This is a genomic window from Janthinobacterium sp. TPC_1, from assembly GCF_056037845.1.
In genome coordinates, this window is sequence record NZ_CP195157.1 from 2738700 (window position 1) to 2760904 (window position 22205).

The following is a 22205-nucleotide window of genomic DNA, read 5'->3' on the forward strand; positions in this document are numbered from 1 at the left end:
CCGTGCGCAACTTTTTATGCTTTTTTGCGGCTTATGCAGTGTAAAACGGCAGCGGCATGCGGCTTTGCCGACAAATATGCTTGCCAACCCTTGCAATTTAGGTTTATAGTCGTTCATCACTTACGGATGACTCGCATGTTCGCTCGCCACTTTTTTACCGCTTATTTTTACTTTAGCAATTCCAACCCAAAGGCGGTGGAGTAGCGGTCGGTTCACGTAGCAGCAAAACGAGATCCCAGCAAATTCTAAAAAACCGCCACTGATGGCGGTTTTTTTTTACCCAGATGTTTTACCCTTCCTTAAATTTTGGAGAAAATGATGCCCCGCACCGATGATTTGCGCATTCGCGAAATGAAGGAACTGACCCCGCCGTCCCACCTGATCCGCGAATTCGCCTGCTCGGAGCAAGCCGAACAGACCGCCGCCAGCGCCCGCATTGCCTTGCACCGTATCCTGCATGGCCAGGACGACCGCCTGATGGTGGTGATCGGGCCTTGCTCCATTCACGACACCAAGGCGGCGATGGAATATGCGCGCCTGCTGGTCAAGGAACGCGCGCGTTTTGCGGGCGAACTGGAAATCGTCATGCGCGTCTACTTCGAGAAGCCGCGCACCACGGTGGGCTGGAAGGGCCTGATCAACGATCCGTACATGGACAACAGCTTCCGCATCAACGACGGCTTGCGCATGGCGCGCGAACTGTTGCGCGATATCAATGAGCTGGGCTTGCCGGCCGGCACAGAATTCCTCGACGTCATCAGCCCGCAATACATCGCCGACCTGATCAGCTGGGGTGCCATCGGCGCGCGCACGACGGAGTCGCAGGTGCACCGCGAGCTGGCGTCGGGATTGTCCTGTCCGGTCGGCTTCAAGAATGGCACGGACGGCAACGTGAAAATTGCCGTGGAAGCCATCAAGGCCGCCTCGCAGCCGCACCATTTTCTTTCCGTCACGAAGGGCGGCCACTCGGCCATCGTATCGACCAACGGCAACGAGGATTGCCACATCATCTTGCGCGGTGGGAAAACCCCGAACTATGACGCGGCCAGCGTGGACGAGGCGTGCAAGGCCATCGCCGCGCAGGGCCTGGCGGCGCGCCTGATGATCGACGCCTCGCATGCGAACAGCTCGAAAAAGCCGGAAAACCAGATCCCCGTGTGCGCCGACATCGCCAGCCAGGTGGCAGGCGGCGATGGCCGCATCGTTGGCGTGATGGTGGAATCGCATCTGGTGGCGGGGCGCCAGGATTTGATCCCGGGCAAGGAATTGATCTACGGCCAGTCCGTCACGGACGGCTGCATCGACTGGAGTGCCAGCGTGGCCGTGCTGGAAAACCTGGCGGCGGCCGTGAAGCAGCGCCGCTTGCGCGAAGACGAGGCGTAGAGTCGTTCGAGCGCAGGCAAAAAAAACCCCAACGGAGTTGGGGCTGCTGGCAAGACCATCAACAGGGCGCCGAGGCGCCCTGTTTTTTATGCTGCTTACTTGAAGGTATAGCCTGCGCTGGCGTAGATGAAGCGGCCGCGTGGGTCATACTGGTTAATGTCATAACCCGACTGGAACTGGTTGCTGACTGGCACAAACATACTTGGTTGCTTGTCGAACAGGTTACGTACGCCGAAATTGAACGTCAATGCCTTCATCGGTTTGTAGCTGACGTTGGTGTCGTACAGTGCTTGCGCGCCGACGAAGTTGCGTACGCCGTCGACTTGGCGATTGCCGGTCTCATAGCGCGACGAGTAGTTCTGGGTCAGGGTGACAGCCCACTGACCCTGACTCCAGGTGCCGCTCAGTGCATGCTTCCAACGCAATACCACACCACCTTGATCCGCGCCCAATACCGGGTTACCGTCTTTGTCAACGATGGTGCCGACCTTGTGCGAGATATCGCCGCCAGGGCTGGTCTGGTCGTAGGTATCCATATAGGTACCGTTCATGTTGACGTCAAACCGGCCGATGCTGCTGTTCAGGCGATAGTTGGCAAACAGGTCAACGCCGCGTACGGTAGCGTCGCCGGTATTGGCCAGGGTCGTGATGATGCTATCGACGTTGTTGCCGTTCAGGGTTACCAGACCTGCATAGGCTTTGTCGCCAGCGCGGAAGCGCGACACGACTTCTTGTGCCGATGGGGTGGCCAGGATGTCCTTGATCTTGATCTGGAACCAGTCCGCACCCACGGTGAAGTTTTCGAATGGCGACAGAACCGCGCCGAGAGACAATTGCTTCGATTTTTCCGGCTTCAGGTTGGGATTGCCGCCAGCCAGAGCATTGACCTGCAACTGCGTCTGGTTCGTCGCTGGATCGTTGAACAATGCCGAATTTTGCAGCGATTGCGGAGTCCACAGGTCGGTCAGGCTAGGCGCGCGGAAGCCGGTGCCGCCCGATGCGCGCAGCAGGACTGCCTTGCTTGGCTGCCAGCGGCCATTCAGCTTGAAGTTGGTCGAATGGCCGACATCGTCGTAGCGGTCATGACGCACGGCCAGGCCCACATCGAGTTTTTTCATCAGCGGCACATTGGTTTCGCCAAAGATCGATTTGATGACGCGGTCACGGTTCACCGGCGGCACGCCGCCGCCCAGACCGGCGATATCGCCCGATTCCAGGGCAGGGCTAGGCGAAGTCGTGTAGGTTTCCTTGCGCGCCTGCACGCCCACCGCGTATTGCGCCGTGATACCGGCAATTTGCGGCAGGTCACCAGCCAGCTTGGCATCGAAGATGGTATTTTTTGATTTGGCGACCAGCGTGTCGCCAGTGTACAACGCGCCTTTCAGCTTGTCGGCCAGGGCGCCTGTCTGCACGCCGCCATTGGCCCATGGGTTCCAATTATTGCTTGGATCGTTGATGATTTTCGCATACGCCACTTGCGAGAAATAGCCGCCAGGAACGGTGCCGTGCGTCTTGCTTTCATTGCTGGTCAGTCAGTGCAACTTCATAGTCCTGGTTGCCGATCGTGCCCTTGGCGCCCAATACCAGGCGCGATTGGGTTGCTTCATCTTCGCTGATGCGGTTGCCGTAGTCAAACACGCGGCTGGTGATGGCCAACGGCTTGCCGATCAGATCGTTATGACCCTGGCTGGTCAAATAAGGTACGGCGATCGATTGGTACACCGGGTTGCTTGGGTACAAGATTAAGCCTGGGTAAACACCCTGCTTATCAAATTCGGCATCGGTGGTCAGGAAGCTGCGGCGCAGGGGACTGCCTTGGAACGATTGGGTTACCGTACTCTTCGAATACAGCATATCAGCGAACAGTTCGGTGGTCGAGTTCAGCTTGTACGCTGCATTTCCGGTGAAGTTGTTCAGCTTGCGTTTCGGGATCAGGCCGACAAAGGCATTGCTGTCGAAGGCGCAATATGGTGAGCCGTGGGTGGTGTTGGTGTCGTTCTTCACCATGTTGATCGTACCGCAATTATTGCTGGCGGCCAGAGGGTTGCCGTAACCTGCGCCCGGGTTATCGCCGAAGCCTGGCAGGCGATCGTTGGGATACTTGCTTGGGTCTACGCCGCCTTCGATATTGCCCTGGCCTGTGGCGCCAGCTGTGTAGTACGGTGACCGGTCGCCGGAAGCGGCGTACTTGCGGTCTTTGGAGAACAGTGCTTTTTCATTTTCGGACGAAGCCGACAGGACAACCGAGTAACCGTCCGATTCCAGGTTGCCGAAGCCGCCAGTGATCGACAATTTGTTATTCTGTCCGCCCCCGCTGTTGCTTGGGCTGCCGTAGCCAGCGTTGACTTCGATACCTTCAAAGCTTTTCGACAGGATGAAGTTGACCACGCCTGCGACCGCATCCGAGCCATACACGCCGGAAGCGCCGTCTTTCAGCACTTCGACACGTTCAATGGCAGCCAGGGGGATGACGTTGACGTTGACGGCTGCGCCGCCGCCGCCAGCAAAGGCGGCCAGACGGCGGCCGTTGACCAGGATCAGGGTGCGTTCGGCGCCGAGACCGCGCAGCGAGATCGAGGACAGACCGTAGGTGGAGCTGCCCGCGCCCGTGGCGTTTGCAGTCGAGCCAGACGAGGACAGGGCGGAAATTGATGTCAGCAATTCTTCCGTGCTGCTGGCGCCAGTACGCGCAATTTCCGCTTTCGTCATGATCTGGACTGGCAGGGCCGTTTCGGAGTCCACCCGTTTCAGCGAGGAACCCGTCACTTCGACTTTTTGCATGGCAGTCTCTTGTGCCATAGCATTGTTTGCAAATAATGCCATACCGGCGACGACGCCAGTCGAGCAGATGATTCTGATGGAACGCGACAGCTTTTTCTCTTCGATCATTGTTTTTCCAAAATAGTAAGTTAATTCGGATATTGTGTTGAATATCGATTTTTTGTTGGTAATTTGTCCCAAAAATCATACATTTCCATCATTATTCAAGTTGCGCTTGAATAAAATCAGGGCCTCATCAGACCACTTCTGTCTCGGCACTGTCAAGGAACTCGATTGAGCAATGAGACAAAAAAACAACAGATATTTTTATGATTTTGTTGAACTAGTTCATAAAAAAAAAAAACCGCTTGCCTGAAGTTTTGGCAAGCGGTCGCGTAGTTGCGGCAAAATGATGACGGTGTTTGGCGCCTTTATTACACTTAGGCTGACCAGCTGCCGAGACAGGTACTAAAACGTATAGCTGCCACGCAGGTAATACGCGCGTCCGACCGGATCCGTGTAGCGCGGGTCATAACCTTTCTGGAACAAGGTGCCCTGGTTCGAGAATGGCGGTTCCTTGTCGAACAGGTTTTTTACGCCCGCCGTCAGCAGCAAGCCCTTCCAAGCATAGCTGCCCGACACGTTGAGCAGGCTGTACGAGGGCACATCGTGCTTGTACTGCGGATCCACATTGTTCTGGTCCGTGTAGCCGGACTTGAACGATTGCGACACGGTGGCGCCCCAATTGCCCATGCGCCAGTTCAGCGCGGCCGTATGTTTCCAGCGGAATACGGGATTGTTGTCCGCATAGCGGCCCACGTTGGCGATGAAGGGGCCATTGCGCTCGTTCTGGTAGTCGTATTTGTGGGTCCAGGTACCGTCGACCGACACGCTGAAGTCGCCGTAGGCGCCGCGTCCCAGGCGCGCATTCAGGCTGACGTCGATGCCGTCGGTTTTCACTTCGCCGATGTTATCGTTCAGGTCGAGAATGGCGTAGGGCGAACCGTCGGGATTGCGCAGGAACAAGGCCTTGTATTTCTCGTAGTTGCCGAAGATCGATTGCTCGGGCAAGGATGAAATCTTGTCCTTCAAATGGATGTTCCAGTAATCGACGGCGACGGTGACTTCCTTGATGGGTTCGACCACGACGCCGAAGGCAAAGGTGGTGGATTTCTCCGGTTTTAGCTTTTCATTGCCACCTTGCAGCTTGAATTGCTGCAAGTCGCAATCGCGCAAGGGGTTGGCGCCCGGTTGCGGCACGCCACCGGGGCACAAGATCGGGTCGTCATAGGTATCGTTGGTATCGTTCTTCGATGGCGGCGCATTCTTTTCAAACAGGGTCGGGGCGCGGAAACCCGTGCTGGCCGAGCCGCGCAGCACCAGCGCGTTGCTGGCCTGGTAGCGCAGGGCCAGCTTGGGGTTGGTGGTGCTGCCCACGTCGCTGTAATGGTCGAAGCGGGCCGCCAACTGTACTTCCAGGTCCTTGATCAGCGGCAAGTTGACTTCGCCGAAGACGGCCTGGATCGTGCGTGCGCCGCTCTTCGACAGCGAGCCGGACAAGCCGGAACTGGCGGCCTGGCCGGCGATGTCGCGGTTGACATTGAAGTTGGCCTTTTCGCGCCGCACTTCGCCGCCCAGCGCGATGGCCAGCGGTCCGCCGGCCAGCTGCATCAGGTCGCGGCTGCCCTTGACGTCGAAGCCCGTGGTGGTGACCCTGGCGTTCTGCACTTCGCCGCGCAGGGCCGTGCTGGCCAGGTAAGCCTTGCCGGCCGCATCCTGCACGCCAAATGGATTCAGTATGCCGTTCAGCACGCCGGCCGCAAACGATGCATCCTGGACGTAGCCGTTCGTGAATTTCTCCGATGACTTGCTGATCGCATGGCTCAGCCCCGTCTTGTAATCCCAGCCCGCCAGCTCGCCTTCCAGGGCCAGCACCAGGCGGTCCGCCTTGCCGGTCGAATCGATCTGCCGCTGGCCCGCTTCCACGGGGCGCCAGTTGACGCTCAGCGGCTGGCCGGACAAGCCCGGCTGGGCCGGCACGCCGCCCGCATTGCCCGGATAGTATTTGCTGGTATTGGGCAAGATCAAGCCCGTTTGCGGCGGCGGCGCCGTGCGTGCCTTGACCTTGTTGTCCGAATGTAAGTATTCGACGGTGGCCAGGTGCCCGCCGCCCAGCTTGAAGGCGCCCTTGCCGAAGAAGGCCAGTTGTTGCTGGGCAGGCAAGTCGTCGATCTGCCGCGTGTAGTCCTGGCGGCAAGTGCCGTTCGCCGGCACGGCCGGCACCGACAGCGGAGGCAGACAGCCGCTGGCCGCGTAGGGGTTGCCGGCCAGCCCATCGCCGCCATTGGCTGCCGCATCAAAGTAATTGCCGGGGAAAGTGGTGCCGCTGGTAATCGACAGGCCGCGCGACGGGACGATGCCGGTCGCCGAAAAGGCGCGGTCTTGCGAAGTCAGCACTTTTTGCTTGTGGTAGTCGAGCACGCCAAAAATATTGTAGCCATCCGTGTCGAGTTCGCCAAAGCCCGTCGACAGGTTGAGGCGGTGCTCGTCGCCGCCCTTGTGCTGGGGAGCGATGACTTCGGCGGTGATGTTCGTGACATTCACCGAGCGCTTGGTGATGAAGTTGATGACGCCGCCGATGGCGTCCGTGCCGTAGATGGCCGAGGCGCCGTCGCGCAGCACTTCGACGCGCTCGAGGGCGGCGATGGGGATGATGTTCAGGTCGACGCTGGCGCCGTCATACGGGTGGTTGGCAATGCGCCGCCCGTTCAGCAGCACGAGGGTCTTGTCGCCGCCCAGGCCGCGCAAGTCGGCGCTGGCCTGGCCGCCCGTGGGCAAGCCGCTGGTGTTGCCGCCGACGGCATTGCCGCTGCCCATGCTGGAGGAGTTCGCGGGGATCTTGCTGAGCACTTCCTGGGCCGTCGTCAGGCCCTGCTTGGCGAAGTCTTCGGCCTTGAAGATGGACAAGGGCGTGGCCGTTTCCGCGACGAGGCGCTTGATGGAGGAACCGGTGACTTCGACCCGCTGCATGGCGGGCGTACCGGCTGCGCCGGTGTCCTGCGCCATGGCCGCATGGCCATAGGCGCCGAGCAAGGCTGCGCACAGCAGGCGCAAGGTAGGGGAGGGACTGCGGGTTGGCATCATCTGACACTCCTGTGGCATGGTCATGGGCCAAGTGGCCTGCAAGGGAGTTTTACAGGCGCACAGCAGGTAAGGTTTGCGCTGGCGCAATAGGCGTGTGGATGAGTGCCTTGCGCCACAGTCGCAGACGAAAAAAGGCGGTGATTGCTCACCGCCTCGCGTCAGGATGCCGGCGTCAGCTTAGAAGAACTTGTAGCTGGCGCCCAGTTTGAAGTAGCGGCCGATGGCGCCGCTGGCATCCATCGGGTTGTAGCTCATGCCGCCATAGGTCAGCGGGTCGAGCGGGGCGATTTTGTCGGTCACGTTGTTGATCGAGGCAAACAGTTGCAGCTGCTTGCTGTAGTTCCAACGGCTTGACAGGTCAAGCGTGGTGAACGAGGCGAGCTTGCAGCCGTTCGGCGCCGGCGTGCCGTTCGCCAGTTTGGAGGCGCAAGGGTCGCCCTCAAACTTGATATTTTTCATGTCCGAACGGTAGTTCAGCACGCCGCTGACGTTCCAGTTGCCCAGATCCCACGAACCGGTGAGATTGATCTTGTCCTTCGGCGTGCCGGCGCAGTTGGACGTGTCGCAATTGCCGTGCGTGCCGGCGAACTGGTAGCGCACGGTGGCCGACTCGGCCCGCACCCACGAGGCGATGTGGGTCCAGGTCAGGCCGAACGTGGCGCGGCCGTAGTCGCCCAGGCGCACGCGCTGCTTGACGTCCAGGTCGATGCCCTTGATTTCCGTAAAGCTGGAGTTGCGGTACGGCGCCTTGGTGATCAGCAAGGTGCCCGTGTTCGGCGTGACGACGCCGTTGATGGTCAGGTTGTTGTCGGAACGGATGGCCGTCGGCAGAGCGGCCGCCTCGTTGTACGGCAGCGGATTGATCTCGTTTTCGCGCTTGATTTTCCAGCCATCGAGCGACAGGCTGGTATCGTTGAACGGATCCCACACGATGCCCAGGGTATAGCCCTTGGATTTTTCCGGCTTGAGGCTGGGGTCGCCGACCTTGACGGCCGCCACCTGCAGTTCGCAGTCGCTGGCATTGGCGCCGGGCAGGCGGTTGCCGCCCGGGCAGCGCACGGGGTCGGTCACGGTCGAGGTGCCCGTCGATTGCGAATCGGCATTGCTTTCGGCCGGGCCCGGTGCGCGAAGCCTTCCGAATACGTGCCGCGCACGGCGAAGGTTTTGACCGGCGTCCACTTGGCGCCCAGTTTCGGCGTGGTCGAGGAGAAACGGTCGTATTTGTCGTAACGCAAGGCACCCGACAGTTCCACCGTCTTGAAGACGGGCGCCAGCACTTCCAGGAACACGGCAGAGACCTTGCTGTCGCCCTTGGCCGCCACGTAACTGGCGTTGATGGAACCGTCTTGCGTGCCCGTCAGGGAGGGATTGTCGAGTTTGTCGCGACGGTGCTCCGCGCCCACGGCCAGGCCCAAGGCGCCGCCCGGCAACTGCATCAGCTCGCGCGTGGCCTTGACGTCGATAATGTCGAGCTTGGTCGTGGAATCGGAGGTGGCGTTGGTGACCATGGCCGCGTACAGCGAGGCGGGATTCTTGCCTGCCTGTGCACCGATGTAGTAGGGGAAATACGGGTTTTTTGGGCTGGAATCTCCCAGGGCCGCCTTGACGACGGCCATGTTCAGCAGCAGTTGCTGCTGTAATCGAGGTGCAGCTTCGATTCCGAATGCGTGTAGCCGGCATCGTAGTCCCAGCCCATGGCATTGCCCTTGACGCCGAGCACGATGCGGTTGAACTCGTTGTTCGCCTTGCGCGTGCTGGGGCCGACGTCGAAAGCCTGGTAGCGCACGCGCACCGGCACGCCATACGGATTTTGCGGGTGGCCGGCGGCCAGCACGATGCTGGTGCCCTCTCCGGTGGCGTAGTTGATGACGCCGGCCTTGTTGCCGGCGTTCGGCGGGAAGGCGACCGTGGGCGTGACCGATGGCGGGATCATGGTGAAGGCCGTATCGCGTTTCGAGTAGCCCGCTTCCGCATACACCTGGGTGTCGGCATTGACTTGCCAGGTGCCGCGCGTGTACAGGTTGACCGATTCGATCTTCGGCTGCATCGAGCGGAACTGGTCGTGGTGCCACACGCAGCCGCCTTTCGGATCTTGCGGCGAGGAAACGGACAAGCTGGAGCAACCGGGCAGCGATACATAGTTGTTGGTGACGGGGTCGCGGATCAGGCCTGTCGGCGCGGCATTCGCATCGTTGTTGCTGTTGATGTAGCCGCCGGCGAACTGGGTGTTGATCGCATAGCCATACGGGCGCAGGTCGCCCTTGCCTATCCACTTGCGCCCGGCGCGGTCGCTGTTCATCAGCATGTCCGACTTGGTGTACTCGGCATTGACGACGACATTGAACTTATCCGTGTCGAGGTTGCCCTTGCCGAAGGTCAGCGAGGCGCGGTGCTGTTTGGCGTCGCTGTCGCCGGACATGCCCGTGTCGGCTTTCAGGGTCAGGCCTTCGAAGTCCTTGCGCAGGATGATGTTGACGACGCCGGCGATGGCGTCCGCGCCATACGTCGACGAGGCGCCGTCCTTGAGGATTTCGATGCGCTCGACGATCTGCATCGGCACGGTGGACAGGTCGGTAAAGCTCTTCTGGCCATCATCGGCGCGCGCGAACGGCGCCATGCGGCGGCCATTGAGCAAGACCAGGGTCGAGGTGGCGCCCAGGCCGCGCAGCGAGATGGCCGTGGAACCGGCGGCAAAGCCGTTGCCGAAGCCCGTCGGCAGGGAGCCGGCGCCATCGGCGGTGAGGGTTTGCAGGTATTCGGCGACGGTGGCCTTGCCCGATTTCATCAGGTCGTCGCGGGTGATCAGCTGTACCGGCGATGCGGTCTCGGCCGTCGCCCGTTTGATGCTCGATCCTGTAATTTCCACACGTTGTACATTGGCCTCTTGCGCCATTGCCGGCGCAGCCATGATGCCAAGGCTGAGCGCCGCTACGCTACCCGAAAAGATCAGGCGTACGGAGCGGGATATCACTGTTTCCATCATCATTCTCAGAACTCCGAAAGTATGCTCGGCCGGCCTGTGTGCGGCACAGCTTTGCCAGGGTGATAAAGATTGCTGCGTCGGCAATCGCTGTGGGTCAAACGGCATATCGTGCGTTGCCGTGATTGATAAGACCATTTGCCGGGAAACCCTGTCAACGCGCACACATGCTTTTTCAGCATGGAAACAACAGTGTTTTTTATAATATTGACCTGTTTCAATATTTGCAATTATTTCAATGTTGCACTGCGCCGCATATTTTCCGTACTGCCATAAAAACAGTTGTCATTCGGGGCCGTAAGGGTTCTTGCCAAGGCGTTTTTTCATGGTGGCGACCTGCTTTTGTTGCAATGCGGAAAATTTCCCCCATGCGGCAGGCGGCCGTGGCTGCGCGCCACGCCAGTACGGCGGCTTTTCGCCCGGCGAACAAAATATGCGTTATCGTTACGCCTTTTTCCAGCTCGCCTGCATGCGGACGGAGCTGGCGATGAGCAAGGCACAGATCTTGCGTGGATGGACTGGTTTTGGCGGTGGAATCCTGTATCCCAGGAGGAAGCCAGTACAAGCGCACCAATACGGTGCGACGGATAATCGAGATGAAGGGTATTACATGAAGTCACCATGGATGCGGCGCGTGGCGCTGCTCGCCTGCCTGGCCACCCTGCCGCTGGCCGCCGTTGCCGTTGACGCTGCCCCCGCGGCCGCGCCGGTGAAAACCTTGCGCTATATCCTGCCGGCCGCCGAGACGGGTTTTGACCCGGCCACCGCGCGCGACCTGTATTCGAACCACATCACGCAGGCCGTCTTCGACACCCTGTACACGTATGACTACCTGGCGCGCCCCGTGAAGGTGGTGCCCGGCGCGGCGGCCGCCATGCCGGAAGTGTCCGCCGACGGCAAGACCTATACCATCCGCCTGAAAAAAGGCATCCTGTACACGCCCGACGCCGCGTTTGGCGGCAAGCGCCGCGAACTGACGATGGCCGACTACGTGTATTCGTGGAAGCGGCTGTTCGACCCGCGCCTGGCGTCGCCGCACAGCTGGCTGTTCGAAGGCAAGGTGGTGGGCCTGGACGATCTGGCGAAGGACGCGGCCAAGTCGAACAAGCTCGATTACAGCAAGAAGGTGGCGGGACTGGAAATCCTCGACCCGTACACCCTGCGCATCTCGCTGACCAAGACCGATTTCAATTTCCCCATGATCCTCGCCTACGTGCCGACGGCCGCCGTGGCGCGCGAAGTGGTGGAAAAATACGGCGACGTGAAGGGCGAAGTGGGTTCGAATCCCGTCGGCACCGGCTATTACACCCTGGGCGAATGGACGCGCGGCAACCGCATTGTCCTCAACCGCAATCCGCAGCACTTGCCGGAAACGTGGAATTTCATGGCCGGCGACGACCCGGACGACCAGCGCATCGTGCGCCAGATGCAGGGCAAGCGCATTCCCGCCATCGACCGCATCGAAATTTCCGTGATGATCGAAGACCAGTCGCGCTGGCTGTCCTTCCAGAGCGGCGGCACGGACGTGTTCTGGCTCGACGGCCCGCTGGCGCCGAAGGCATTGCTGAACGGCAAGCTGCGTCCCGAGCTGGCGGAGAAGGGCGTGCAACTGTCACGTTTGCTGGACCCGGAAATCAGCTATTACTACTGGAATATGCAAGACCCGACCCTCGGCGGCTTCAGCAAGGAAAAGATCGCCCTGCGCCGCGCCATTGCCATGGCACACAATATCGACGAGGAAATCCGCATCATCTGGAATGGCCAGGCCAAGCGCCTCGACTATCCGATACCGCCCGGTGTCGTCGGCTACGATCCGCACTATAAATCCCTGCTGCAATACGATCCCGTGCTGGCGAATAAGCTGCTGGATAAATTCGGCTACAAGAAGGGCGCCGACGGCTGGCGCACCTTGCCGGACGGCAAACCACTCTTGATCCGCTACGCTTCGCGCAACGAAGCCAACGGCGTGCTGCAGGCGGAAATGTGGCGCAAGACGTATAACTCGCTGGGCATCCGCATGGAAAACGACCGCATGATCTTTTCCGACATTCTAAAAACGGAAAAGCAGTGCAAGATGCAGACGCGCACGGCGCCATGGCTGGCCGACTATCCGGACGGCGACAACTTCATGCAGCTGTTCTACGGCCCAAACACGCACCAGAACAACAATGGCTGCTACCAGGATCCCGAGTACGATAAATGGTACGCGGCCAGCCAGGCCATGCCGGCCAGCCCCGAGCGCGACGAGCTGTTCCACAAGATGGCGCGCCGCCTGGAAGTCAATGCGGGCGCCCTGATCGGCTATGCGCGCTACCGCAACATGCTGGCGCAAAAGTCGGTGCAAGGCTACAAGAAGCACCCGATCCTGTTCCAGGAATGGGCGTACATGGATATCGACAGCACGGGCGCGCCCGTGTCTGCCGCGCCAGCCCCTGCAGCCTCGGCTAAAAAATAAGCGCAGCTTATAACAACAAGGAATCATTATGTTCGCTTATATCCTGCGCCGCCTGTGGCAGATGCTGCCCACCATGCTGGGCGTCGTCCTGCTGGTGTTTATCTTGTTTAACTGGGTGGGCGGTGACCCCGCCTACATCCTGGCCGGCAAGATGTCTAGTGCGGAAAGCATCGCCAACATCCGCCGCCAGCTCGGCGTCGACCAGCCATACTATGTACAGCTGTGGATCTTCATCAAGCAGATCGTCACCTTTGATTTCGGTCAAAGCTGGGCCACGGGGGAATCCGTGTCGCACATCATCACTTCGCGCCTCGGGCCGTCGATGATGGTCTTGATTCCGCTGACCGTGCTGGAAACGTTTTTCGGCGTGGCGCTGGCGCTGGCCATCGCGTTTGTCCGCGGCTCGCTGACGGACCGCATGGTGATGATCGCCTGCACGGTGGGCATGTCGATTTCCATCCTCGTCTACATCATCGTCTTCCAGTACGGCTTCGCCTACAAGCTGGGCCTGTTCCCCGTGCAGGGCTGGGGCGACAGCTTCTGGGAAAACCTGCTGCGCTATTCCACCCTGCCGATTTTGATCGGCCTGGCCGTGTCGATCGCGCCGACCCTGCGCCTGTTCCGCACCTTCGTGCTGGACGAGGCCAACCAGGATTACGTGCGCACGGCGCGCGCCAAGGGCCTCAAGGAAGGCCGCATCATCATGTGGGTGCACGTGCTGCGCAATGCCGCCATTCCCATCATTACCTATGTGATGTCGAACTTGCCGGCCCTGCTGATCGGCGCTTTCCTGCTCGAGCGCTTCTTCGGCATCCCCGGCATCGGGCGTGAAGTGATCCTGGCCGTCGAGCGCAGCGACTTTCCGGTGATCAAGGCGATCACCGTGTATGTTGCCGCCGCCACCATGCTCTTCAACCTGCTCACCGACCTGCTGTACCAGGCGGTCGATCCTCGCGTACAACTGAAGTAGAAAGAGACGATGTCGAAACCTCATACATCGCCCGGCCTGTGGGCCCTGGCGTGGCGCCGTTTGCGCGGCGACAAGATTGCAATGGTATCGCTGGCCGTGGTCGGCGCATTTTTCCTGCTGGTGCTGGCCTCGGCCAGCGGCCTGGTGGCGGCGAACTGGGAAGACGAAGTGGCCGTCAGCTATGCGCCGCCCACGTTTGTCGGTGCCGACAAGGATGTGGCCGGCGCCCCGACGGCGCCATTCCCCAGTCCGACGAGCGCAGCGCGCCGACACCCGTCAACGTGCTCGACCCGCTGGCCGACGATATCGCCGAACTGCGCGCCCAGATGGGCAGCAACCCTTCTGCCGGCGTGGAAATGTACGGCGTCACCGACCCGCTGGCCGACGACTTGACGGCCTTGCGCGCCGGCATGGGCAAGACGAAGAAGTTGATCCCGCACAAGGCGGCAACCTTGCCGTTCGGCGCCGACAAGTGGGGCCACGACATCGTGCAGAAAACCATCAAGGGCGGCGAGACGTCGATCGTCGTGGGCCTGGTGGCGGCCTTGCTGGCCGTCGTGCTGGGCACCCTGTTCGGCGCCGTGTCCGGCTACTTCGGCGGCATCGTCGATGACTTTTTTAACTGGTTCTACAGCATTTTTACCTCAATTCCATCGATTCTGATGATCTTGACGGTCGCGGCCGTGCTGCAGCAGAAGGGCGTGCTGACCATCGTGCTGATCCTTGGGTTGACGGGCTGGACGGGGCCGTACCGCTTGATCCGCGCCGAATACATCAAGCACAAGGCGCGCGAATACGTGATGGCGGCCGACGCCATCGGTGCTTCGCACTGGCGCAAGATGTTTTCGCACATCTTCCCGAACGTGAGCCACGTTGCTCTGGTGCAAATGTCGATTCTGGTGGTGGGCTTCATCAAGGCGGAAGTGATTTTGAGTTTCCTCGGCTTTGGCGTGCCGGTGGGCACCGTCTCGTGGGGCAGCATGCTCAACGAGGCACAAAATGAACTGATCCTGGGCAAATGGTGGCAGCTGACGGCCGCCGCCACGGCGATGGCCGTGCTGGTGACGGCGTTCTCGCTGTTTACCGATGCCTTGCGCGATGCGCTCGACCCCAAAGTGAAATAGGAGTTGCTCATGGACCAGAATAACCTGTTGGAAGTGCGCGACCTGCGCGTCACCTTCCGCCTGGACAAGAAAACCACGTTCGAAGCCGTCAAGGGCATCTCGTTCAACGTGCCGCGCAACAGCACCGTCGCCCTGGTGGGCGAATCGGGCAGCGGCAAGTCCGTCAGCTCCCTGGCCGTGATGGGCTTGTTGCCGCCGGATAACACCATCATCGATCCCGCGTCCAGCATCCACTTTGGCGGACGCGACCTGCTCAAATTGTCGATTGCCGAGCGGCGCACCATGTGCGGCAAGGATATCTCGATGATCTTCCAGGAGCCGATGTCGTCGCTGAATCCCGTGTTTACCGTCGGATTCCAGATCGCCGAAGTGTTGCGCCAGCACATGGGAATGAACCGCAAGCAGGCAAGGGCGCGCACCTTGGCGCTGCTCGAGGAAGTGGGCATACCCGACCCCGCCACCAAGATCGACGCCTACCCGAGCCAGATGTCGGGCGGCCAGCAGCAGCGCGTGATGATCGCCATGGCGATCGCCTGCGAACCGAAACTCTTGATCGCCGACGAACCGACGACGGCACTGGACGTGACGATCCAGAAGCAGATCATGGACCTGATCGCGGCGCTGCAAAAGAAGCACCAGATGTCCGTGCTCTTCATTACCCACGACCTGGGCCTGGTGGGAGAAATCGCCGACCAGGTGATCGTCATGCGCCACGGCGAAGTGCGCGAAACGGGGGAAGTGCGGCAAGTGTTTGAAGCGCCGGCCGACGCCTATACCAAAGCCCTGCTGCATTGCCGTCCCTCGCTGGACGAACGCCCGTGGCGTTTGCCCGTGATCGCTGATTACATGGACGGCAAAGCGGGCCCCGGCATCGAAATGAAACAGCGCACGCGCGGCTACACGCCGGGCGACGAGCCGGTGCTGGTGGTGAATAACTTGAGCAAGAGTTTTTATACGCGCGAGGGCCTGTTCGGCAAGCGCGAATTCCAGGCCGTCAAGGACGTGTCGTTCACTTTGCCGCGCGGAAAAACGCTGGGCGTGGTGGGCGAATCCGGTTCCGGCAAGACGACGGTGGGCTTGACCCTGCTGCGCCTGCACCAGGCAACGAGTGGCACGGCCATGTTCCACGGCAAGGATCTGATCGCCATGCCGAACAAGGAGTATTTGCCGTATAAGCGCCGCATCCAGATCATCTTCCAGAATCCGTATGCGTCCCTGAACCCCCGCTTTACGGTGGGGCAGATCTTGCTCGAACCGATGCGCATCCACAAGATCGGCGCCAACGACCAGGAACGCATCGCCAAGGCCTATTGGCTGCTCGACAAGGTGGGCTTGCCGGAACAGGCTTTCCACCGCTATCCGCACGAGTTTTCCGGCGGCCAGCGTCAGCGCATCGCGATTGCCCGCTGCCTGACCATGCAGCCGGAAATCCTTGTGTGCGACGAATCCGTGTCGGCGCTCGACGTGTCGGTGCAGGCGCAGGTGCTCAATTTGCTGCAGGACTTGCAGGATGAATTCGGATTGTCCTATATCTTCATCTCGCACGATTTGTCCGTCGTCAAATACATCGCCGACCAGGTGATGGTGATGCACAAGGGGCAGGTGGTGGAACTGGCCGATTCGGATGAGCTGTACCGCAATCCCGTGCATCCGTACACGCGCACCCTGCTCAGCGCCATACCTAAGGGCGTCCAGGTGTAGGGGCATTTTTACGGTAAGATAGCGGCCATGCCCAACCTCATTTACCTGCTCGAACATTACGGTGTCCTGATTGTCTTTGGCATCGTGCTGGTGGAGCAGCTCGGCCTGCCGATTCCCGCCTTTCCCATTCTCGTGGTGGCGGGGGCGCTGGCCGTCGATGGCGACATGAATGGGGGGCTGGTGCTGGCCGCCGCACTGGGCGCCTGTCTGATCAGCGACTTCACGTGGTTCCGCGCGGGCCGCCATTTCGGCAAGCGCATCCTGCGGCTGCTGTGCCGCATCTCGCTGTCGCCCGACTACTGCGTCAGCCAGACGGAAGACAAATTCAAGCGCTGGGGCCCGAAAGCCCTGATCGTTTCCAAATTCGTGCCGGGATTCAATACCGTGGCCGCACCCATGTCGGGCGCGCTGGGCACGCCGCCGCGCCTGTTCTTCCTGTATGCGGGCCTGGGCGCCTTGCTGTGGAGCGGCACGGGCATCGCCGTCGGCGTGATCTTTCACGCCAGCGTGCAGCAGGTGCTGGACTTGCTCAGCACCATGGGCAGCACGGCCTTGCTGATGCTGGCCACCTTGCTGGGACTGTTCCTGCTATATAAATTCCTCGAACGCCGGCGCTTCCGCCAGGCCTTGCAGATCGAGCGCATCGGCATCGATGAATTGCTTGAACTCATAGAGCAGGGCGAGGAACCGCTGATGGTCGACGCGCGCAGCGCCACGGCGCAGGCCCTGGAGCCGGCCGTGCCGGGCGCCTTGTTCTTCAATGGCAAGGAACCCGTGCCCGCCATGATCGCCATGGACAAGGACCGCCACATCATTGTGTATTGCAGCTGTCCCAACGACGTGACGGCCGCGCAAGTGGCCAAGCTGCTGCACCAGCACGGCTTTCACCGGGCCAAGCCCCTGCATGGCGGCCTCGATGCGTGGAATGCCGCCTACCGCTCGGACCAGCCGGCACCCGCCAGCCTGCTGGGCGAAGGCTTGCCTTCCTGATCAGTAAAAACTGGTAGTAATAATACGAAAACACCGTCGCCGGGCCGCCGGAACGGCAGCGCTACGCCTGCGCCGCCCCATACAAAGCGGCTTTGCGCAAACTGCGGCATACTCTTGTTTTCAGGCGATTCCTGCTGCTATGCAGCATGCTTTTCGTGCGCCCACCGAGTGCAAGTACTTACTATAAATCATTGTTTGCGAGCAACTTTGGCCCTGCCTGTTGCATTTGGAGTGGAACTACCAATAAAGGCTTGTTTTGATGTACTTAAACTACAAACTTTGCTTGCCTCCGGGCGCATTCATCCTTTAAGCTTGGCGTCCCATGCGTCCCACTTCATCATTTAAAATCATGAGCGCTTCGTCTTCACCCGTATTGCCGACTTCCGCCTTTGCCGATGGACCGCGCCTGCTGGCCGACGTGGGCGGCACGAATGCCCGTTTCGCCCTGGAAGTGGCCGCCGGCCACATCACGCTGGTGGAAGTGCTGCCCTGTGCCGATTACCCGAGCCTGTCCGCCGCCCTGCAAGCCTACCTGGCCCTGCCGCACATCGCTGCCGCCGGCGGGCAAGCCGTGCGCCATGCCGTGATCGCCATTGCCAACCCCGTCGACGGCGACTTCCTCAGCATGACGAACCACCACTGGTCGTTCTCGATCCGCGCCATGCGCGAAGAGTGCGGTTTCACGACCCTGGACGTGGTCAACGATTTCACGGCCCTGGCGCGTTCCTTGCCGCAGCTGTCGAGCGAGCAAAAGCACCAGGTGGGTGCGGGTACGGCCCGTCCGAACACGGCCATCGGCCTGATCGGCGCGGGCACGGGCCTGGGCGTGTCGGGCCTGATTCCGTCGCACGGCGGCTGGATCGCCCTGCAAAGCGAAGGCGGCCACGTCAGCTTTGCGCCGTTCAATGAAAATGGAAGTGAGCATCCTGCAATTTGCCTGGCGCGAATACGAACACGTCTCGGCCGAGCGCCTGATTTCCGGCGATGGCCTGGAACTGATCTACCGCGCCCTGGCCGACCGCGCGGGCGTGCCGGCGGAAGACTTGCCGGCCGCGGAAATCACGCGCCGCGCGCTGGCCGGCGAATCGCAGCTGTGCGACGACGTCATCGAAGCGTTCTGCTGCATGCTGGGCACCGTGGCGGGCAACGTCGCCGTCACCCTGGGCGCGCTGGGCGGCATTTATATCGGCGGCGGCATCGTGCCGCGCCTGGGCGCGCGTTTCGACCGCTCCGGCTTCCGCGCCCGCTTCGAGCGCAAGGGGCGCTTTGCCAATTATGTGTCGCAAGTGCCGACCTTCGTCATCACGGCGCAGTATCCAGCTTTCCTGGGCGCATCGGCTATTCTCTCGGAGAAACTCGCCTCCCTGTGATGCGGGGAGTGGGCGATGTGTCGCGCCAGGGCCGGGTAAAACGCGTGTTTTACCCGGTTTTGCGCTTTTCCGCTTTTTATCAGGTACAATTGGCATCGTTGGATGAAACGACGACTGTCGCTCTCCTGTCTGGCTGTTTCGTCGCCACGGGAAAAGCAGCTGCTCCGGAGATCGTTTCATTGCTGGTTACTTAGTGAAGGTTAATTAAGGCCAGCACCATGGATGGCAGGACTTTCACTGCATCCGCTTTAGTCCCGCTTTGCGCGCATCGGCCAAGGCGTCGGAAAAACAGCCTCAACTAGTAACCCAGCACGGCGTCATCATCGATGTATGCCATCTGTTACGTTGAAATGAACGTTTTTGATTTCTTTCTCTGCATACGAATTGCAACACACATCCGCACAGAATTGCTATGAATACAATTGAGGCTAAAAAAGTCCTCGAAACCGCGTTGCTGTGCGCTCGTGAATCGCTGACGATCCACAGCCTGAAAAAGCTGTTCGTCGATGCGGACGAGAACGGCCGCGTGCGCGGTGTCGGCGTCGGTGCCGACACGATCAAGCAATTGCTGGAAGAGTTGCGCGACGAGTGGGAAGGGCGCGGCATCGAGATCGTCAGTCTGGCTTCGGGCTGGCGCTTTCAAAGCCGCCCGGAAATGAAGATGTATCTCGATCGCCTGACGCCCGAGCGGCCGCCCAAGTATTCGCGGGCGACCCTGGAAACCCTGGCCATCATCGCCTACCGCCAGCCGGTGACGCGGGGCGATATCGAGGAGATTCGCGGCGTTGCCGTCAATTCGCAGACGATCAAGATGCTGGAAGACCGCGGCTGGGTCGATGCCATCGGCTACCGCGACGTGGTGGGACGGCCGGCCTTGCTGGCCACCACCAAGCAATTTTTGGATGACCTGGGTTTGCATTCGCTGTCCCAGCTGCCGCCTTTGCAGCAAATCAGCGAAATGCAGGGCAATGGGCTCGAAGCCCTGGAAGCGGCCCTGCAAGAAAATTTTGACAAGGCAAGCAATGAGCTTGCCCCCCAGCTTGGTGCAGGTAGCAATACGGCTGTGACAGATGTAGATGTGACAGCAAGCCTTGATGCCGGCCCCGATGCTTCGCCCACGGACGAAGCCTACACTCACGACCCTGCGCCAGAACTAACGGTTGACGCTGCGCCAGGTCAGCACAGCCAAGAAACGAAGAATGAATAATCCGAACACACCCGAGACAGTAACCGCCAGCGACGAAGCCATCGTTGCCAAGCCCAAGCGCCGCACCAAAGCCCAGATCGAGGCCGACGCGGTTGCTGCAACCGCTGCTGGCGACACCGCCGCGGCCAAGCCGAAGCGCCGCACGAAAGCCGACGTGGCCGCCGATGCGCCCGTCGTCGCCGCTGCTGAAACTGAAGCTGCGCCAGCGGCCAAGAAAACCCGCGCCAAGCCGGCCCTGAAGGCCGTGGCCGAAGCCGCGGAAGCCGCAGCCGAGGCGGCTGCCGCCCCGGCGCCGCGTCCGCCGCGCGCCCGCGCCGCCGCCAAGGCCGCCGCTGCCGTCGCTGAAACGGCGCCGGAAGCCGTTGCCGACAAGCCGGCCGAAGCACGTCCGACCCGCGGTCCGCGCCAGATGCGCGGCGTGCAGGCCGAACGCGCGCTGCGCCAGCCGCCGCGCGCCGAAGCGCCGCAGGCAGCGCAAGCCGCTGCGCCTGCCGCAGAACAAGCTGCCGCGCCGGTCGCCGACGTGTTCGACGCCGAAGGCAACCTCGTTTCCGGCCCGCGCCTGCCGCGCGGTCCGCGCAACGACGTGCCGGGTGCCGGCAAGAATGCCGGCAAGAGCCGCAAGAAGGGCAAGGGCCGCCAGGCTGCGCCCGGCAAGGTCAGCGACGCCGATGCTGTCTTCTCGTTCGTTACTTCCGACGCGTTCGACAGCGAAGAAGGCGGCACGGGCCGCGTGCAGAAAGCGGCCGTGCGCCGCGACCTGACGTCCGACGACGACGCGCCGAAGCTGCACAAGGTGCTGGCCGAAGCCGGTCTCGGTTCGCGCCGCGACATGGAAGACCTGATTATTTCGGGCCGCGTGTCCGTGAATGGCGAGCCGGCCCACATCGGCCAGCGCATCCTGCCGAGCGACCACGTGCGCATCAACGGTAAATTGATCCAGCGCCGCGTCAGCAAGAAACCGCCGCGCGTGTTGGTGTATCACAAGCCGGCCGGTGAAATCGTCAGCCATAATGACCCGGACGGCCGTCCATCCGTGTTCGACCGCCTGCCGACCATGAAGGCCGGCAAGTGGCTGGCCGTGGGCCGCCTCGACTTCAATACGGAAGGCTTGCTGCTGTTTACCACCTCCGGTGATCTGGCCAACCGCCTGATGCACCCGCGCTACGGCATCGACCGCGAGTACGCCGTGCGTACCCTGGGCGAGCTGGAAGAGGGCATGCGCCAGAAGCTGCTGGCCGGCGTCGAGCTGGAAGACGGCCTGGCGCAGTTCTCGAAGATTGCCGATGGCGGCGGCGAAGGCATCAACAAGTGGTACCGCGTGGTGATCGGCGAAGGCCGTAACCGCGAAGTGCGCCGCATGTTCGAAGCCATCGGCCTGACCGTGTCGCGCCTGATCCGTACCCGCTACGGCGCCATGACCCTGCCGAGCGGCCTGAAACGGGGCCGCTGGGAAGAGATGGATGAAAACACCGTGCGCGACCTGCTGGCCGCCTACGGCATCGAAAAGAAAATGCCGCCTTCGGGCGATCCCCGTGCCGCCGGCGCCGCCAAGGGCCGCGAAGCGCGCAAGGTCGAACGCAAGGACCGCGATGACGAGCCGAATGGCAACCGCATCGATGTGAGCAACCGCAACGCCGATCCATTCCCCGTGGCGCCGCGCCGTGGCCAGCCGCAAGGCCAGTTTGCTCGTCCGCAAGGCCAGGGTCGCCCAGGCGGCGCCGGCCGTCCAGGCGACGCACGTGGTCCGGGTCGTGGCCAGCCGCAAGGTCCGTTCCAGGGTGGTCAGCCACGCTCGTCGGCGTCGTTCGACGCGCGCGCGCAAGGCCAGGGTCGTCCGCCGCGTGCGGCAGGCCAGGGCCAGGGACGTCCCGGTGGCGAAGGCCGCGCGCCGCAGCGCGGTCCGCGTCAGCCCGATCCACTGCAGACGGCCTTCGGCTTCGCCAGCACGGGTCCGCGCCGCAATGCTGGCGGTGGTGCCGGTGGGCAAGCGCGTTCCGGCGGTCAGCCGCGTGGCGGCATGGATCGTGGCGGCATGGACGGCATGCCGCGCCGCCGCAGCAAAGGTTAATCGGGAAGAGTTTCTTCTTGCGCGCCCGCCGATCTGCCGCGGGTGCGCGC

General features: G+C 61.4%; 12 protein-coding genes and 3 pseudogenes. 10 read left to right on the forward strand and 5 right to left on the reverse strand.

Annotated elements, in window-relative coordinates; translation table 11 throughout:
• Nucleotides 1-318 precede the first annotated feature (318 nt).
• Nucleotides 319-1383, forward strand: coding sequence for a 3-deoxy-7-phosphoheptulonate synthase AroG (gene aroG, locus ACQVLG_RS13385; RefSeq protein ID WP_099374780.1), 1065 nt, complete (start codon nucleotides 319-321; stop codon nucleotides 1381-1383).
• Nucleotides 1384-1478: 95 nt separating this feature from the next.
• Here the strand turns inward: aroG and ACQVLG_RS13390 are convergent, their stop codons facing one another.
• The 5 genes and pseudogenes from ACQVLG_RS13390 to ACQVLG_RS13410 form a co-directional block, all read right to left on the reverse strand.
• Nucleotides 1479-2858, reverse strand: a complete 1380-nt coding sequence (locus tag ACQVLG_RS13390) for a TonB-dependent receptor domain-containing protein (protein ID WP_474295009.1) — start codon at nucleotides 2856-2858, stop codon at nucleotides 1479-1481.
• 43 nt (nucleotides 2859-2901) lie between these two features.
• Nucleotides 2902-4344, reverse strand: coding sequence for a TonB-dependent receptor (locus tag ACQVLG_RS13395; protein WP_474295011.1), 1443 nt, complete (start codon nucleotides 4342-4344; stop codon nucleotides 2902-2904).
• 267 nt (nucleotides 4345-4611) lie between these two features.
• Nucleotides 4612-7287, reverse strand: a complete 2676-nt coding sequence (locus tag ACQVLG_RS13400; RefSeq protein WP_474295012.1) for a TonB-dependent receptor — start codon at nucleotides 7285-7287, stop codon at nucleotides 4612-4614.
• A gap of 177 nt (nucleotides 7288-7464) precedes the next feature.
• Nucleotides 7465-8903: pseudogene (locus ACQVLG_RS13405) on the reverse strand (TonB-dependent receptor domain-containing protein).
• A gap of 2 nt (nucleotides 8904-8905) precedes the next feature.
• The gene (locus ACQVLG_RS13410) at nucleotides 8906-10195 is read right to left on the reverse strand and encodes a TonB-dependent receptor plug domain-containing protein (protein ID WP_474295014.1); all 1290 of its coding nucleotides are present in this window, start codon (nucleotides 10193-10195) and stop codon (nucleotides 8906-8908) included.
• 682 nt (nucleotides 10196-10877) lie between these two features.
• On the opposite strand from ACQVLG_RS13410, the gene ACQVLG_RS13415 reads away from it, so the two are divergent.
• From ACQVLG_RS13415 to rluB, 9 genes and pseudogenes are all read left to right on the forward strand, one after another.
• On the forward strand, nucleotides 10878-12722 hold the full coding sequence (locus ACQVLG_RS13415) for an ABC transporter substrate-binding protein (protein WP_474295016.1): 1845 nt from the start codon (nucleotides 10878-10880) through the stop codon (nucleotides 12720-12722).
• A gap of 28 nt (nucleotides 12723-12750) precedes the next feature.
• Nucleotides 12751-13692, forward strand: coding sequence for an ABC transporter permease (locus tag ACQVLG_RS13420; RefSeq protein WP_474295018.1), 942 nt, complete (start codon nucleotides 12751-12753; stop codon nucleotides 13690-13692).
• 9 nt (nucleotides 13693-13701) lie between these two features.
• Nucleotides 13702-14816 (forward strand): annotated as a pseudogene (locus ACQVLG_RS13425) (ABC transporter permease).
• Between the two features lie 9 nt (nucleotides 14817-14825).
• Entirely contained in the window at nucleotides 14826-16517 is a 1692-nt protein-coding gene (locus ACQVLG_RS13430; protein ID WP_230538716.1) for an ABC transporter ATP-binding protein, read from the forward strand.
• Nucleotides 16518-16544: 27 nt separating this feature from the next.
• Nucleotides 16545-17507, forward strand: coding sequence for a VTT domain-containing protein (locus ACQVLG_RS13435; RefSeq protein WP_230538715.1), 963 nt, complete (start codon nucleotides 16545-16547; stop codon nucleotides 17505-17507).
• A 349-nt stretch (nucleotides 17508-17856) separates the two neighbouring features.
• Nucleotides 17857-18336, forward strand: a pseudogene (locus ACQVLG_RS13440) (glucokinase); the annotation flags it as partial.
• An 88-nt stretch (nucleotides 18337-18424) separates the two neighbouring features.
• Nucleotides 18425-18877: a glucokinase gene (locus ACQVLG_RS13445; protein ID WP_474295021.1), complete on the forward strand. Its 453-nt coding sequence runs from the start codon at nucleotides 18425-18427 to the stop codon at nucleotides 18875-18877.
• 412 nt (nucleotides 18878-19289) lie between these two features.
• Nucleotides 19290-20084, forward strand: a complete 795-nt coding sequence (scpB, locus tag ACQVLG_RS13450) for an SMC-Scp complex subunit ScpB (protein WP_230538713.1) — start codon at nucleotides 19290-19292, stop codon at nucleotides 20082-20084.
• Nucleotides 20077-22155, forward strand: a complete 2079-nt coding sequence (gene rluB / locus ACQVLG_RS13455) for a 23S rRNA pseudouridine(2605) synthase RluB (protein WP_474295023.1) — start codon at nucleotides 20077-20079, stop codon at nucleotides 22153-22155. Before scpB ends, rluB begins: the two co-directional genes overlap by 8 nt.
• Nucleotides 22156-22205: the final 50 nt, after the last annotated feature.

Bases quoted from the DNA above. Each gene is read 5' to 3' on its own strand.
- rluB (WP_474295023.1), top strand. From the start codon at position 20,077: ATGAATAATCCGAACACACCCGAGACAGTAACCGCCAGCGACGAAGCC.
- aroG (WP_099374780.1), top strand. From the start codon at position 319: ATGCCCCGCACCGATGATTTGCGCATTCGCGAAATGAAGGAACTGACC.
- ACQVLG_RS13410 (WP_474295014.1), bottom strand. From the start codon at position 10,195: ATGGCTGCGCCGGCAATGGCGCAAGAGGCCAATGTACAACGTGTGGAA.
- ACQVLG_RS13420 (WP_474295018.1), top strand. From the start codon at position 12,751: ATGTTCGCTTATATCCTGCGCCGCCTGTGGCAGATGCTGCCCACCATG.
- ACQVLG_RS13430 (WP_230538716.1), top strand. From the start codon at position 14,826: ATGGACCAGAATAACCTGTTGGAAGTGCGCGACCTGCGCGTCACCTTC.
- ACQVLG_RS13400 (WP_474295012.1), bottom strand. From the start codon at position 7,287: ATGATGCCAACCCGCAGTCCCTCCCCTACCTTGCGCCTGCTGTGCGCA.
- ACQVLG_RS13435 (WP_230538715.1), top strand. From the start codon at position 16,545: ATGCCCAACCTCATTTACCTGCTCGAACATTACGGTGTCCTGATTGTC.
- scpB (WP_230538713.1), top strand. From the start codon at position 19,290: ATGAATACAATTGAGGCTAAAAAAGTCCTCGAAACCGCGTTGCTGTGC.
- ACQVLG_RS13415 (WP_474295016.1), top strand. From the start codon at position 10,878: ATGAAGTCACCATGGATGCGGCGCGTGGCGCTGCTCGCCTGCCTGGCC.